12 protein-coding genes, 2 pseudogenes and 1 riboswitch are annotated in these 12,916 nt (G+C 71.2%); of the genes and pseudogenes, 9 read left to right on the top strand and 5 right to left on the bottom strand.

Annotated features, from left to right (window positions below):
* Positions 1 to 58 precede the first annotated feature (58 nt).
* Positions 59 to 328 (top strand): annotated as a pseudogene (locus ACWCP8_RS05260) (EamA family transporter); the annotation flags it as partial.
* A 141-nt stretch (positions 329 to 469) separates the two neighbouring features.
* On the opposite strand, the gene ACWCP8_RS05255 reads toward ACWCP8_RS05260, so the two are convergent.
* Genes ACWCP8_RS05255 through ACWCP8_RS05245 form a run of 3 tightly spaced genes read right to left on the bottom strand, consistent with a single transcriptional unit; the run spans position 470 to position 3,205 of the window.
* On the bottom strand, positions 470 to 1,270 hold the full coding sequence (locus tag ACWCP8_RS05255) for an FAD:protein FMN transferase (protein WP_451114879.1): 801 nt from the start codon (positions 1,268 to 1,270) through the stop codon (positions 470 to 472).
* A gap of 32 nt (positions 1,271 to 1,302) precedes the next feature.
* Complete coding sequence (locus ACWCP8_RS05250) at positions 1,303 to 1,779, bottom strand: FMN-binding protein (protein WP_451114256.1); 477 nt, start codon at positions 1,777 to 1,779, stop codon at positions 1,303 to 1,305.
* Between the two features lie 28 nt (positions 1,780 to 1,807).
* Complete coding sequence (locus tag ACWCP8_RS05245; protein ID WP_451114254.1) at positions 1,808 to 3,205, bottom strand: ferredoxin reductase family protein; 1,398 nt, start codon at positions 3,203 to 3,205, stop codon at positions 1,808 to 1,810.
* Between the two features lie 459 nt (positions 3,206 to 3,664).
* Here ACWCP8_RS05245 and ACWCP8_RS05240 point away from each other — a divergent pair, with 459 nt between their 5' ends.
* The 7 genes from ACWCP8_RS05240 to thiE all read left to right on the top strand — a co-directional run bounded on the left by ACWCP8_RS05240 (position 3,665) and on the right by thiE (position 10,683).
* Positions 3,665 to 4,264, top strand: coding sequence for a hypothetical protein (locus tag ACWCP8_RS05240; RefSeq protein ID WP_451114252.1), 600 nt, complete (start codon positions 3,665 to 3,667; stop codon positions 4,262 to 4,264).
* A gap of 212 nt (positions 4,265 to 4,476) precedes the next feature.
* On the top strand, positions 4,477 to 4,980 hold the full coding sequence (locus tag ACWCP8_RS05235) for a DUF5987 family protein (RefSeq protein WP_451114877.1): 504 nt from the start codon (positions 4,477 to 4,479) through the stop codon (positions 4,978 to 4,980).
* Positions 4,977 to 6,572, top strand: coding sequence for a GMC family oxidoreductase N-terminal domain-containing protein (locus ACWCP8_RS05230; protein ID WP_451114250.1), 1,596 nt, complete (start codon positions 4,977 to 4,979; stop codon positions 6,570 to 6,572). The genes ACWCP8_RS05235 and ACWCP8_RS05230 overlap by 4 nt, the downstream gene beginning before the upstream one ends.
* Positions 6,573 to 6,584: 12 nt before the next feature.
* The gene (locus ACWCP8_RS05225) at positions 6,585 to 7,523 is read left to right on the top strand and encodes a hypothetical protein (RefSeq protein ID WP_451114248.1); all 939 of its coding nucleotides are present in this window, start codon (positions 6,585 to 6,587) and stop codon (positions 7,521 to 7,523) included.
* Positions 7,524 to 7,641: 118 nt separating this feature from the next.
* A riboswitch (TPP riboswitch) is annotated at positions 7,642 to 7,736 on the top strand.
* Positions 7,728 to 9,134: a purine-cytosine permease family protein gene (locus tag ACWCP8_RS05220; RefSeq protein WP_352269652.1), complete on the top strand. Its 1,407-nt coding sequence runs from the start codon at positions 7,728 to 7,730 to the stop codon at positions 9,132 to 9,134. It overlaps the preceding riboswitch by 9 nt.
* A 65-nt stretch (positions 9,135 to 9,199) precedes the next feature.
* On the top strand, positions 9,200 to 10,009 hold the full coding sequence (gene thiM / locus ACWCP8_RS05215; RefSeq protein WP_451114246.1) for a hydroxyethylthiazole kinase: 810 nt from the start codon (positions 9,200 to 9,202) through the stop codon (positions 10,007 to 10,009).
* Positions 10,006 to 10,683, top strand: coding sequence for a thiamine phosphate synthase (thiE, locus tag ACWCP8_RS05210; RefSeq protein ID WP_451114245.1), 678 nt, complete (start codon positions 10,006 to 10,008; stop codon positions 10,681 to 10,683). The genes thiM and thiE overlap by 4 nt, the downstream gene beginning before the upstream one ends.
* Before the next feature lie 118 nt (positions 10,684 to 10,801).
* On the opposite strand, the pseudogene ACWCP8_RS05205 reads toward thiE, so the two are convergent.
* Both ACWCP8_RS05205 and ACWCP8_RS05200 read right to left on the bottom strand, forming a co-directional pair.
* A pseudogene (locus tag ACWCP8_RS05205) lies at positions 10,802 to 11,376 on the bottom strand (CGNR zinc finger domain-containing protein).
* Positions 11,377 to 11,511: 135 nt separating this feature from the next.
* Complete coding sequence (locus tag ACWCP8_RS05200; RefSeq protein WP_352269659.1) at positions 11,512 to 11,994, bottom strand: MarR family winged helix-turn-helix transcriptional regulator; 483 nt, start codon at positions 11,992 to 11,994, stop codon at positions 11,512 to 11,514.
* Positions 11,995 to 12,257: 263 nt separating this feature from the next.
* On the opposite strand from ACWCP8_RS05200, the gene ACWCP8_RS05195 reads away from it, so the two are divergent.
* Positions 12,258 to 12,908 carry a DsbA family oxidoreductase gene (locus ACWCP8_RS05195; RefSeq protein WP_451114243.1) on the top strand — a complete coding sequence of 217 codons (651 nt, stop codon included), beginning with the start codon at positions 12,258 to 12,260 and terminating at the stop codon, positions 12,906 to 12,908.
* Positions 12,909 to 12,916: the final 8 nt, after the last annotated feature.

The following is a 12,916-nucleotide window of genomic DNA, read 5'->3' as shown; positions in this document are numbered from 1 at the left end:
CGGGCCATACGGCCGTCGGGAGGTACGACCGCATCGGGCCCGGAACAGCTCGGCGGTCGTCGTCGTGCACCATCCACCGACCGCAGGGGCCGCCGCCTGCGCTGTCGCCGCCGGCATCCTGTCCTCGGCCGTGCCGTATCTCGCTGACCTGTTCACCCTGCGCCACGTGCCTGCGCAGACCTTCGGTCTCTTCATGAGCGTCAACCCCGTCCTCGCGGCCGTGGTCGGATGGATCGTTCTGGGGCAGAACCTGGGCTGGACCGAGTGGGCCGGCATGGCAACCGTCGTCTGGGCCAACGCGATCAGCATCCTCATGCGTCGCGCCTGACGGAACGCCCCGCACGTCCAGGTCGCGGCATGCAGCCGCACGCACGGTCCCTGGCCGACTCGCCCTGCTCATCGTCCCGCCGGGCATCGGACGACGCCTGGAGTTCTCAGAGGCAAGTCGCTTGACGGCCCTACGCCTTGGTCACCGGAAGCCGGACGGCAAGGGCAGGGCGCCGCGCCAGTCGGCGGGGTCGGTGGTGGTGAGGGGCGCAGCTGCGTAGGCAGGGAATCCGGAGGTCCACCGGCGGCTGCCGTCGGGCAGTATCGCGAGCGCCTCCAGTCCGTCGACCGTCTCCATGGTGTCCAAACAGTCCGGTCCCATGGCGAAGCCGGCGGTGGCCCAGACGTCGGTGCGGGTGAGACCGGTGCCGAGTACGGTCAGCGAGGCGAGTGCGGTCGCCGGCCGGCCGGTGTGCGGGTCGAGGATGTGGGCGCCCCGTTCCGCGGTGCCGGATGTGGCCACTGCCAGGTCCTGGCCGGCGACCACCGTCGCGAGCAGGCCGGGTCGCTGCGGGTGGGCGACGCCGATCCGCCAGGGCCGCCCGGGCGCGGGCCCGCCCACTGTCTGAACGTCCCCACCGCCGGTGACGCTGTGGCGCACCGAGCCCGCTTCGCGCAGCAGGTGCGAGGCTTGTTCGACGGACCAGCCCTTGACGTATCCGGAGGGGTCGAGGCGGTCTGCGGGCCGGGGGCTGAACCAGCCGTCGGTTTCCCTGGCGGCCGCCGCGCAGGCCTGCAGCACCTCGGCCACCTCCGGCTCGCAGGCGTCGAGGGTCAGCTCGCCGCGGTCGAGCAGGCTGATCTGGCTGTCGGCGCGGTAGGTGGAGAACAACTCGTCGATGCGGTGCAGGCGTTCCACGGCGCATCGCAGCGCGTCCTGGACGGCGGCCCTGCGCGCTCCCGAACCGGCGTCGCGGATGTCGAAGGAGAAGACGGTGCCCATGACGTGTTCCACGTGCCGCAGCGGTGTACCGGTCACAGCCCCGCCTTGTCGATCGCGCTCTGCAGCGAGCCGATGTAGCCGCCGCTCGTGAAAGTGGCGCCGGAGACGGCGTCGATCTCAGCGCTTTGTGCGCTGATCGCCTCCTGGTTGAGGGTCGGCAGTGCGTAGCTGTTGATCTGCTGGTCCTTCCGGTTGTCGCTGGGGTACCGGAGCACCGTGACGTTGGTGATCTTGCCGCCCTCGACGGTGATCTTTACCTGGACGGGGCCGAAGCGGGTCTGCTTCGACTCTCCGGTGACGGACCGGGCGGCTGTGGAGGGGCCGGAGCCGCTGGCGGCGCTGGGCGTGGCACCCGAACTCCCGCCGCCGGCCCCCGTGGTGCTGCCGCCCGGGGAGGTGCCGGTGGAGATCGGTGCTTGGGAGGCGGTGGCGCCGGAGTGTGGTTTGAGCGAGAGCAGCAGCACCACACCGGAGACGGTGGCGGCACTGGTGATGACGATTCGGCGCACAGGGAACTCCTGGAACGTGCCGGAGGGATCAGAAGGTGAACGACTCATGGTGGATGCGGCGGCGGGACACACCGGCCGCACGCAGTGCGCTCACCGCGGTGGCGATCATCGCCTCGGGGCCACACAGGAAGACGTCGTGCCGGGCGAGGTCCGGCACCAGATGGTTCAGGGCGGAGGAGTTGAGGGGCTCACCCACCTCCCGGCGCGGGCCGACCAGGAAGTGGAGCCGGGCGCCTCGGGCTGCGGCGATGGCCTCGAGTTCGGCACGGAAGATCAGATCCTCCGGCCGGCTTGCCCGGTACACCAGCGTCAGGTCTCCCGGGGCGGCCGGCAGCGTCTCGAACAGCGCCCGCAGCGGGGTGATGCCGACGCCTGCCGCCAGCAGCAGCACCTTGCGCGACCGGCGGCGTGCCGCGGTGAAGGCCCCGTACGGTCCCTCCGCGCGCACCCGGGTGCCCGGCCGCAGCCGCGCCACCGCCGCGCTGTGCCCGCCCAGGTCCTTGACGGTGAAACGCAGGTACTGCGGGTGCACTGGGGTGGACAGTGAATACGGGTTGGCGGCCCAACGCAGGCCGGGGGCCAGGAACTGCAGCCGGAAGAACTGCCCCGGCTCCGCCTTGATCTTCTCCAGGTGCCGTCCGGTGAGGTAGACCGAGACCGTCCCGGGCCCCTCTGGCCGTATCTCGGCCACCTGCAGGCGGTGCCGCCGGTCGGCGAGGAACGGCACCGCGAGCCGGTACCAGCCGAGCAGCGCGGCCGTCCCCAGGTACAGGCCGTACCAGGCGGCGCGGGCCGGCGGCTGGGAGACGAAATCGGCACCGTTGGCCAATTGATGGCTGAAGCCGAGGGCGACCGCCAGATAGGTGGCCAGGTGCAGGTAGTACCAGGTCTCGTAGCGCATCCGGCGGCGGGCGGCGCGCGCGGAGACCCCGGCCACGCCCAGCAGCAGCACGGTCGCGAACGTGGCCTTGAGCATCTCCGGGTAGTGGAAGACGATGTCCACCGTCTCCCCCGCCACGCCGCTGGCGTCCGTGAGCGCGTAACCCCAGATGATGAGCACGACGTGAGCCAGGACCAAGCTGACCATGTACCGCCCGCCCATGGCGTGCCAACGCGCCAGCCGGTCCGCGCCGACTCCCCGTTCCAGGAAGGGCAGCCGGGCCATGAGCAGAACCAGCACCGGCGCGGCATAGCCGGCCAGCAGCCCTGTGATCCGCCCGGCGCCGGTGAGCCAGGCCGCGGCACCGGCGACGGACGGGGTGCCCGCCCACCACAGGGCGAGCACTGCGGCGGCACCACCCCAGATGAGCACGAGTACCGCCGCGGGCAGCGCCCCGGGCGGCAGGGCGGCGGTCGGTGGCCCGGAGTCACGATGCCGGGCGCGAGGCCGACCGGGAGCCGGGCGGCCGTCCACGACAGTGGTCACGACAGCTGGTCTCCATTCTGCGCCGCTGGTCGCGGCCGGACGTTCCGGATACTGCGGCACCGCACCATCCTGGCGGCGCAACTTCTGCGTTCCCTCTGAGCCACGGGCGCCGTGAGACCAGCCTGGAGGCAAACACGCAGGTGAACGGCGCCATACGGGATGGCAGTCCCCTTGGTCCGGGCCGGCGTTTCTCAGATGGTTCTTAGAAGAAGTCCTCTGTGGTGATCGCTCCACGGCGGCTTGACGCGGCGAGTCGTACGCTCTCCCCCGGCGCCGTTGTCCGGCGGGCATGCACGCTTCGCGTACCCGGAGGGTGTGCCGGCGCCTTGCCTCTCCACCGGCCGGGATCACCTCCGTCCCATGTCTTGCGCCGACAGCGAGCAGCGATCAGGATGCTGACTGCATGTGACCGCCGGTAACCGCCGCCCATCAGGGCTGGGACGTGAAGAAGGTCCTGCTGTGTCCGTACTCCGCCACACGACGAACGCCCTCGGCGCCCCGTCGACAAGCGTCCGCCTCACCGCCTTCGGCGCAGTGGTGGCGGCAGCCGCCGCGCTGCTCCCCGCCGCTTCCGCCTCGGCCGCGGAACCAGGCGTCGGCGGTTACACCGACCCGTCGTACGCCGCCGCGTGTACCTTCCACCGCTACGGCGAGGGCGAGACGCCGCCGCTCTCCCTGTTCGGCGCCGACCCGCTGTGCGTGGAGTACGCCAAGCGGGACATCACCGTGACCAACGGCGGCGCGGCGCGCTTTCTGCTGGCCGAGCCGGCTCGCTTCGCGATCGCCGTACCGGCTTGCCGTTACTGGCAGTTGGACCATTGGAGCGTGCAGACCACGGCCGGCGGAACCGAACTGGTCGGCTGGGACGGCAGTTACTGGTTCGACAAGACGGAGGGCAGCGCCGCGGCGAGGGTACGCAACATCACCGTCGCCGGTCAGCCCGCGCAGGCCGAGGACGCCGCGAAGGTGATCCGGCCGTATGACGCCCGGCTCGCCGACGCGCTCGTGCGCGACGCCGCGGGTGTGAAGGTACGGCTGCCGGTGAGCGGGCTGTGTTGAGCGAACCACCCGCACGTCCCACTCGGCGTCGACTGCTCGTCGGGCTGACCGCCGCCGTCGCCGCTCTGCGGGCAGGGGAGCTGACCGCCGATGCCGCGCCTTCGGCGCGTCCTGTCCCCGAGCAGGTCCCGGTGGCCCGGGCCGGGCTGCTGCCCGCTTCCCTCGCGCTGCCCGACCCGACGACCGCCACGCTGGAGGCGTTTGCGGACACCATGGTCCCGGGCGAGAAGCGGTACGGCGGAGACGTGGCGATCGCCGGGGCGGCCCCCGGTCCCGGCGCCGTACAGGCGGGGGCCGTCGAGCTGCTCAACCTTCCCGACCTCGGCATCGGCGTACTGCTGCCCGAGCTGGCGCTGCTCGTCAATGCCCGCGCCCTCGCCTATGCGGCCACCCACGGCCGGGTTCTGCTGCCCACTCAACCGCCCTTCGTCGCCCTCCGGTTCACCGACCGCACCGCGCTCGCCGGGGAGCTGCTCACGCCCGGCGCCCCGGACCGGCAGCTGTATGTGCTGCTCGCACTCTTCGCCGCCGCGGCCTTCGACACCGCGGCCCATCTGCACACCGCCGCCGCCATCCGGCAACGCCACCCGGGCCTGGCCTGGATCGGCTTCCCGGCGCCCGACGCCGACGGACTGTGGCGCTTCCCCGACTACTCGTACGGCCGAAGGCTCGCCTCCGAGCACCCGCTCACCACCCCCGGAGGGCACCCCGCATGAGCGCCACCGAACGCACCGACGTGCTGGTCATCGGCAGCGGCTTCGGGGGTGCCATCCCCGCCTACCATCTGGCCGCGGGTGGCGCCGAGGTGGTGATCCTGGAACGCGGACCGCACCTCACCGCCCCCGACTTCACCCATGACCTGCGCCTGGGCAGCTACACCCGGATCGTCGACCTCGTGCAGGGCGACGGCATCACCGTCGTCGCCGGGAACTGCGTCGGCGGGTCCAGCGTGGTCTACTTCGCCGCTTCGCTGCGGGCTCCGGGCTTCGTCTTCGATCGCCGTGGCAGTCTTGGCCATCGCCTGTGGCCTTCGGCCCTGACGCGCGCGGCACTCGACCCGTGGTACGACCGGGTCGAGGAGGCTCTGCCCGTCGCCGAGCAGAGCTGGGACCAAGTGCCTTACCCCGGAGGGCTGTTCGCAGCTGCGTGCGCCCGTGCGGGCCGCACCTGCAATCCCGTGCCCGTCGCCGTCGACCTGGCCCGCTGCACCAACTGCAACTGGATGCTCAACGGCTGCCACTTCGACGCCAAGCGCTCCATGCTGCTGAACTACCTCCCCGCCGCGACCGCGCACGGCGCCGAGATCCGCCCACTCCACGAGGCACAGACGATCGCGCCTGCCACCACACCCGGTTACCGCTACCGCGTCTCGTACACGCAGCTCGACGCCGGCGACTACCGGCTGCCGGTCGGCGTGGGCGCAATCGAGGCCAGGACCGTGGTGCTGGCCGCAGGCGCTCTGGCCACCCCGGTGCTGCTGCAGCGCTCGGCTCCCCTGCTCGGCGGCGTCCCGCAAGCCGTCGGGCGCTACTTCTCGGGCAACGGCGACCGCGTGTCCATCGCCGACGTCGACGAAGGCAAGGTGCGCGACCTGCTCGGTCTCGAGCGCGCCCCGGGCATCCCTTACCAGGGCTTCCCCATCGGAAAGCCCATCGGCTCCATGTCGTACGACCGGCTCGACCCGGCAACGGCGGAGTTCACCCGCTTCTCCCTTCAGCAGATCTATTTCCCCGGCATCACCGACCTGCTGGCCCAGGCCACCGACACCCCGGCGACGAGCTGGTTCGGCGTCCGCAAGAAGGAGATGCGGGCACGCTGGCCGTCGTGGCTCTCCGTGCTCGCCATGACCGAGGACGACAACGAGGGCGTCTTCGGCCCGCCGCCGCCCACCGGAAGCTCGACGCGCGTGGCCACATCGCTGTGCCTGTCGACGCTCTCGTACCGGCCGACAGCGAACACCCTGCGCGGCTGGGCCGCCGCGGATGCCGAGGCCCGCGCGGTGCTGGAGTGCGACGGTCTTGCGCGGGTGCGGCCCTGGAGCGAGAACCCCGCCGGATCCGTGAGCGCGCACCCCCTCGCCTCCTGCCGGATGGGTGACGACCCCGCCACCTCGGCACTCGACGAACGCGGCGAACTGCGAGGCCATCCAGGCCTGTTCGTCACCGACGGCTCGGCAGTGCCGACCTCGCTCTGCGTCAACCCCTCACTGACGATCGCGGCGCTGGCCGAACGGGCCTGCCCCGGCATCGTGGAGAGCACCGCCGAGGCAGGCGTGCGCGCACGGTACGGGGCCCCCGCGCCCCGGTGAAAGGAAACCCTCGTGAACTCGCTCTACCCGCCGCGGATGACCGGCCGTCCAGGGCGGCTCGAAGTCTGGTACGCGACGTTGACCGATCCCCGTACCGGTACCGGCGTGTGGATCCACCACGAAGTGGTGGCACCCAAGCACGACGGCCCGGCCCGGGCGCATGGCTGGATATCCGTATTCCCACCGGACGGACCGCCGGTCACCGAGCGGTTCGGGGCCCCGGACTCCCCACCGCCCCGGGGCGAGGCGTACTTCGAGGTGCCGGGGGTGCGGGCAACGCCCCGGCTGCTGGAAGGCACCGCGGGCGCGATCACCTGGCGCCTGGCGGTCACCGGCGGCGGAGCACCCCTTTACACCTTTCCGCGCTGGTCCTGGCAGCGTGAACTGCTGCCCGCCGCCCAGGTCGTGCCTGCCCCCGACGCCCTTTTCGAGGGGGAACTCATCGTCGGAGAACGGCAGTTCACCCTCTCCGACGCCGTGGGAGGCGTCGCCCGGATCGCCGGGCACGGCAATGCCCAGCGATGGGCATGGCTCCATGCGGGCCTCGGCGGCGGGGACGTACTGGAAGTGGTGGCGGCCGTCGCCCGCCGTCCCACGATGCGGTGGCTGCCCCCGCTGCCCATGCTTCAGCTGCGGATCGGTGGCGCCGACTGGCCGCGCGACCCGTTGTTGACCGCGCCACTGCTGCGCGCACGGATCGGGCTGCCCGACTGGTCGGTCGCAGGCGGCACCGCGCGGCGCAGGGTACGGATCGATGTGACCCAGGACCCGGCCGACTGTGTGTCGCTCTCCTACACCGACCCCGACGGAGCGACCGCCACGTGCACCAACACGGAACGCGCCACCGTCGACGTGATCGTCGAACGCCGCACCGGGCTGCACCGCTTCGAGGTGGAACACCGCTGGCATCTGGATCGCACGGGTCACGCGGAGGTGGGAACGCGACCGTGAGCACGGCGTGCCGCCCCCTAACGCGGACGGCGCATCCACGCCACGGACGAACCCACCGAGTCGTGGCCACCCAGACCTCCGTGCAGGTGTTCAAAGGGACCGGGTTAGTCTGACGGTCGTACCGGACACGGGGTGCCCTACCCGAGGGCTGAGATCACACCCGTCGAACCTGAACCAGTTCGCACTGGCGGAGGGATGTCTTTCATGCCTTTGACGCATGTTTCCGGCGGGCTGCCCGCCGACGGCCGGCAGACCGTCTTCGACGGACGGATGCCGGCGGCCCCCGGCGACCTCCGCGTCGAGACGCACGGCATCGAGCCGGTCCCCGAGAGCAACCGCTACGGCGGTCCCGGGCGCCTGTTCACCGTGTGGTTCGCTCCCAATCTGACCATGACCGGCGTATTCACCGGCACCGTCGGCATCGCCCTCGGCCTGGACTTCGCCACCGCGCTCGCCGCCGTCGTGCTGGGCACGGTGCTCGGCGCGGTGCCCACCGCCTACCTGGGGACCTGGGGGAGCCAGACCGGTGCCGGGCAGCTGCCGCTGGCCCGGCTCGCCTTCGGCCGGGCCGTGACGGTGCCCGGCATCCTGCAGTGGCTGTCCTCGGTCGCCTGGGACGCGCTGATCGGGCTGTTCGGCGGGGACGCGCTCGCGCGGCTGTGCGGCTGGCCGTTCTGGCTCGGCGTCCTGGCCATGATGCTGGCCCAAGGCGCCCTCGGCGTCCTGGGCTACGAGGCCATCCACCGGCTCCAGATCGTCATGACCTTCGTGCTCGCCGCCGCGTTCGCGCTGATCGCCTGGCGGCTGCTCGACGGTGTCCCTGCGGTCGGCACCGGCACCGCGCACGGCGCCGACCAGGCCGGCGCGTTCGTCCTGACCAGCACCATCGCACTGAGTCTGGCCCTGTCCTGGGCTCCGTACGCCAGCGACTTCAGCCGCTATCTGCCACGCACAACCTCGCGCCCGCGCATGTTCTGGTTCACGCTGCTCGGCCTGGTGGTGTCCTTCGTGGCCGTCCAGGCCCTCGGCTTGCTGGGCGCGTCCGTGCTGACCGACCAGACCGCCGCGGGTGTGGACGAGCTGCTGGGCGGTGGGGCGTTGGGCGCGTTCGGGCTGCTCGCCGTGGCGCTGGCGGCCCTCTGCAGCAACGCCATGAACGACTACAGCGGTTCCTTGGCTCTGCAGACCGTCGGCGTGCGCCTCCCGCGCCCGGCGGCCGCCGCCCTCGCCGCCGTGCTCGGCTTCCCGCTGGTGCTGTGGATGCACGCTGCCGACACCACTGCCCGCTTCCAGAACGTGCTGCTGTTCGTCGGCTACTGGATTCCCGGTTTCGTGGCGATCGTCATCGTCGACTGGATCGCACGGGCCCGGGCGCGGGGCGGCGCGGCGATCGACCTCGCCGCCGAGACCGCCCGGCCGCAGTCCGGATGGCCCCCGTTGCTGGCATTCGCCATCGCCTTCGCCGCGGCCGTGCCGTTCATGGACACCAGTCTGTACGTGGGCCCGGTGGCGGCCGCCCTGCACGGCGCCGACCTCTCGTACTACGTGGCGTTCCTCGTGGCGCTCGCAATCTACGCGCCGCTGCGGCTACGCCACTGCCCGCAGGACTGACCTGCCGTCGGCCGACGGACCCCCGACGTCCGAACGACATCCACTCCCCCACGGAGCGATATCCCATGCCCGCTACATCCGCCGATCACACCGCCTTCGCTCCGCAGGCCCTCGCACGCGTGCGGGCGCACTCCCCTCTCGTTCAGTGCCTGACCAACTCTGTGGTCACGGGCTTCACCGCCAACGTCCTGCTGGCGCTTGGCGCCTCACCGGCCATGGTCGACATTCCGGAGGAGGCCGGCCCGTTCGCCCGGATCGCCTCCGGTGTGCTGATCAATCTCGGCACCCCGCACGCGGAGCAGCGCTCCGCCATGGTCGAGGCCGCACGGGCGGCGGGTCCGGCCGGCACGCCGTGGGTCCTCGACCCGGTGGCGGTCGGCGCGCTGCCGGTGCGCACCGCGCTGGCGCGAGAGCTCCTGCGACTGCGACCGAGTGTGATCCGGGGCAACGCGTCCGAGATCATCGCGCTCGCGGGCGCGGGCGACGGCGGCCGCGGCGTGGACTCCTCCGACGGCGTCGGGGCCGCCGAGGAATCAGCTCGCGAGCTGGCGCGTACGGCCGGCTGTGTGGTCGCCGTCTCCGGGCCTGTCGACTTCGTCACCGACGGTGCGCGCAGCGCCCGGATCGCCAACGGCGATGCCCTGTTGACCCGGGTGACAGGGGGCGGCTGCGCGCTGGGGGCGGTGATGGCGGCCTTCGCGGCGGTCGACGAGGACCGGTTCGCCGCGGTGGTGGCCGCCGTCACCGCATACACGGTCGCCGCCGAGCTGGCCGCGAAGGAGGCCTCCGGGCCCGGCAGCTTCGCCGTCGCCTTCCTGAACGCGCTCGCCGCGCTGGAGGAAGCGGACCTCACCGAGCGGGCGGCTCTCTCGTGACCGCGGCACCGGTGGATCTGTCGGTCTACCTGGTGACGGACACCGCCCAGTGCGCGGCCCGCGGCCGGAGCGTGGCCGAGACCGTCGCCCTGGCAGTGGCCGGGGGCGTCACCGCCGTGCAGATCCGGGAGAAGCACGCCGCCGGGAGGGAGTTCCTGCGTACGGTTCTGGACGTGGCCGCCGTCCTCCCCGAACGAGTGACGCTGATCGTCAACGACCGGGTGGACGTGTTCCTGGCAGCCCGGGCCGCAGGCGCACGCGTGACGGGTGTTCACGTCGGCCAGTCGGATCTGCCGCCGGCCGCCGTACGCGAACTGATCGGAGAGCACGCAGTTCTGGGGCTGAGTGCAGCCACCCCCGATCAACTGCGCGCCGCCGCCGAGGACCCGGCGCGTGTCCACCACGTGGGCATCGGCGCGCTGCATGCGACCCGGACCAAGGCGGACGCCCCGGCCCCGCTCGGCCATGCCGGCTTCGCCCGCCTCGCCCGGCTCAGCGACCTGCCCGCCGTGGCCATCGGCGGCATCACCCCGGCCGACCTGCCGCGCCTGCGCGACGCCGGGGCGGTGGGAGCCGCCGCGGTCTCCGGCATCTGCGCCGCCGAGGATCCCCGTGCTTCGGCCCGCGCATACGCCCGGGCGTGGGCCCGTGCCCGGCAGGAGAGCCTCGCTTGACCGCGCCGGGCCGCTTACGGACGACGGTCGGATCCGACTCCGGCCAAGGAGCCGGACTTCACGTCCTCGACACCGGGCTGCCCCACGAACGGTAGGCGTGGCACCAACCGCTCAGTCCCTACCGGCCCACTGCCGCTGTCGACGGGCGCGACTTGCTCGCCTTCTTGCGCGCGCGGTAGGCGGCCGCCTTCACCCTGTTTCCGCAGGGGTCCATGGCGCACCACTCCCGGCGATTTCCATGTGACCGGTCGATGTAGATCTGTGTGCACTCGGGCCTGGTGCACTCCTCGATCAGCACACCTCCGGTCCGCTGAGCACACGGATGGCCTGTCGGGCTATCGAGGACAGAGCCTGCTGCGGGGTCGCCTCGACGCGGCGCCCCTCCCAGGTGAGCTGCGGGACTGCGGACGGCTTACGCGCCTTACGGTTGACCAGGGCGAGGGCGTCAGGGTCGTAGCTCTCATCCACCAGCCTGGCGGCCACGAGCGTGTAGATGGCCTCGCGAAGAGCCACCGCCTCCGCCACGTCGGACGGCTCGCAACGCGTATCGCCGTCAACGATTCCGGACTCGCTGAACCAGGCGTCGAGACTCTCCGGCGACGCGAGCATCTCGCGAGGCTCGGCGTTGCGCCGTGCGCGCAGGGTCCCTACGAAGTCCAGCACGGGGGTGCCGCACGGAAAGCCATGAATCATGTCACCATTTCGACAGGTGACGAACAAGAGAACAAGGAGCGCATACCTCTCCTCGCAGACCGGCTGCGATCCGGGACTCCGTCGCGGCAATCCCGCTCGCAGCCTTTGCGGCAGCAGCCTGCCGTAGGCCGGATGTCAGGAATCAGCCGTCGTCTGCCCGCTCGGGGTCGCGACATGCTGAAGCGCGGCCGTGAGCTGGGTGAGGTCCTGGCCGCTGAAGTGGTCGACGAGATTGCGTCGCACGCTGACCAGAAATGTCGGCCAGGCCTGTTCCAGCCGGGAGAGCCCGGCATCGGTCAGTACGGCGTTCCAACCGCGCCCGTCCTGGGTGCACTTGGCACGTTGAACCCACCCCTGATTCTCGAGCCGGATGACGACGCGGGTGATCCCGCTGAGGGAGAGGTTGCAGGCGGCAGCGAGTTCACTCATCCTCATCAGCTTCCCCGGAGCCTCGGACAGGTGCATCAGAGGCGTGTACTCGGAAAGCGGCAGCCCCGCTCCCCGCACCAGGTCGGCGTCGACCACACGTGGCAGTACCAGCAGCACCCGGCTCAGCGCACGCACGAACGCTTCCTCGATCGGATCGAGGGGCCGCAACGTCTGCTCTCCGAATGACATCCCCTCACTTTAGCTCCTTGACGGGTCAACGAGTCGGCATCCGAGTCCCAATAGTCGACCGGTCCGCTATTTCAGCGGCGGCCGGGTAGGATGATTAATAGACGGTCGGTCGCCTATTACACCGATCCGCGACGCTTCGCCAGGACCTGGCCGAGCGTCATCGGGATACGACTCACCTGAGCCCGGATGGACCGGGCGTCGCCACCGGCCCGGGACGGCCCCCGTACCCGTGCGGTCTATCGCGAACATGGAGATGCGAACACATGAACGTCGAAATCTGGACCGATATCGCCTGTCCCTGGTGCTATATCGGCAAAGCGCGTTTCGAGCGGGCACTCACGGCCTTCGAGCACCGCGACCACGTCGAGGTGGTGTATCGGTCATTCGAACTCAACCCGAAGGCCGGCAATGGCACGACACCGATCATCGACGCCGTCGCCGCCCAGTACGGTCGCACCCGTGAGCAGCAGGTCGCCAGGGAGGAGTACGCCGCATCCGAGGCGCGCGCCGAAGGGCTCGGTTTCCGGATCGGCGGACGCGTCCACGGCAACACCTTCGAGCTCCACCGCCTCCTGCACTTCGCCAAGGCCCACGACCTCCGGACCGAGTTGATGAATCTCGCCTTCCAGGTGAACTTCACAGATGAGCGCTCGATCTACGACGAGGAGACCCTGGTGAGTATGGCGGTCGAAGTGGGGCTGCACGAGGCAGCGGTCCGCGAGGTGCTCAACGACGCCGACGCGTACGCCGAGGACGTACGGGCCGACGAGCGGCAGGCCGCTGAACTAGGTGCAGGCGGCGTGCCGTTCTTCGTACTGGACCGGCAGTACGGCGTGGCCGGCCTGCAGTCCGTCGAGCTGTTCACCCAGGCGCTGGAACAGGCATGGCAGAACCGGTCGGCAGCTCAGCACTGACACCCGGC

It is taken from the genome of Streptomyces sp. NPDC002206 (assembly GCF_053593595.1).
Note: the sequence above shows the minus strand (reverse complement) of the source record. Positions and strands in the feature narration are given on the sequence as shown.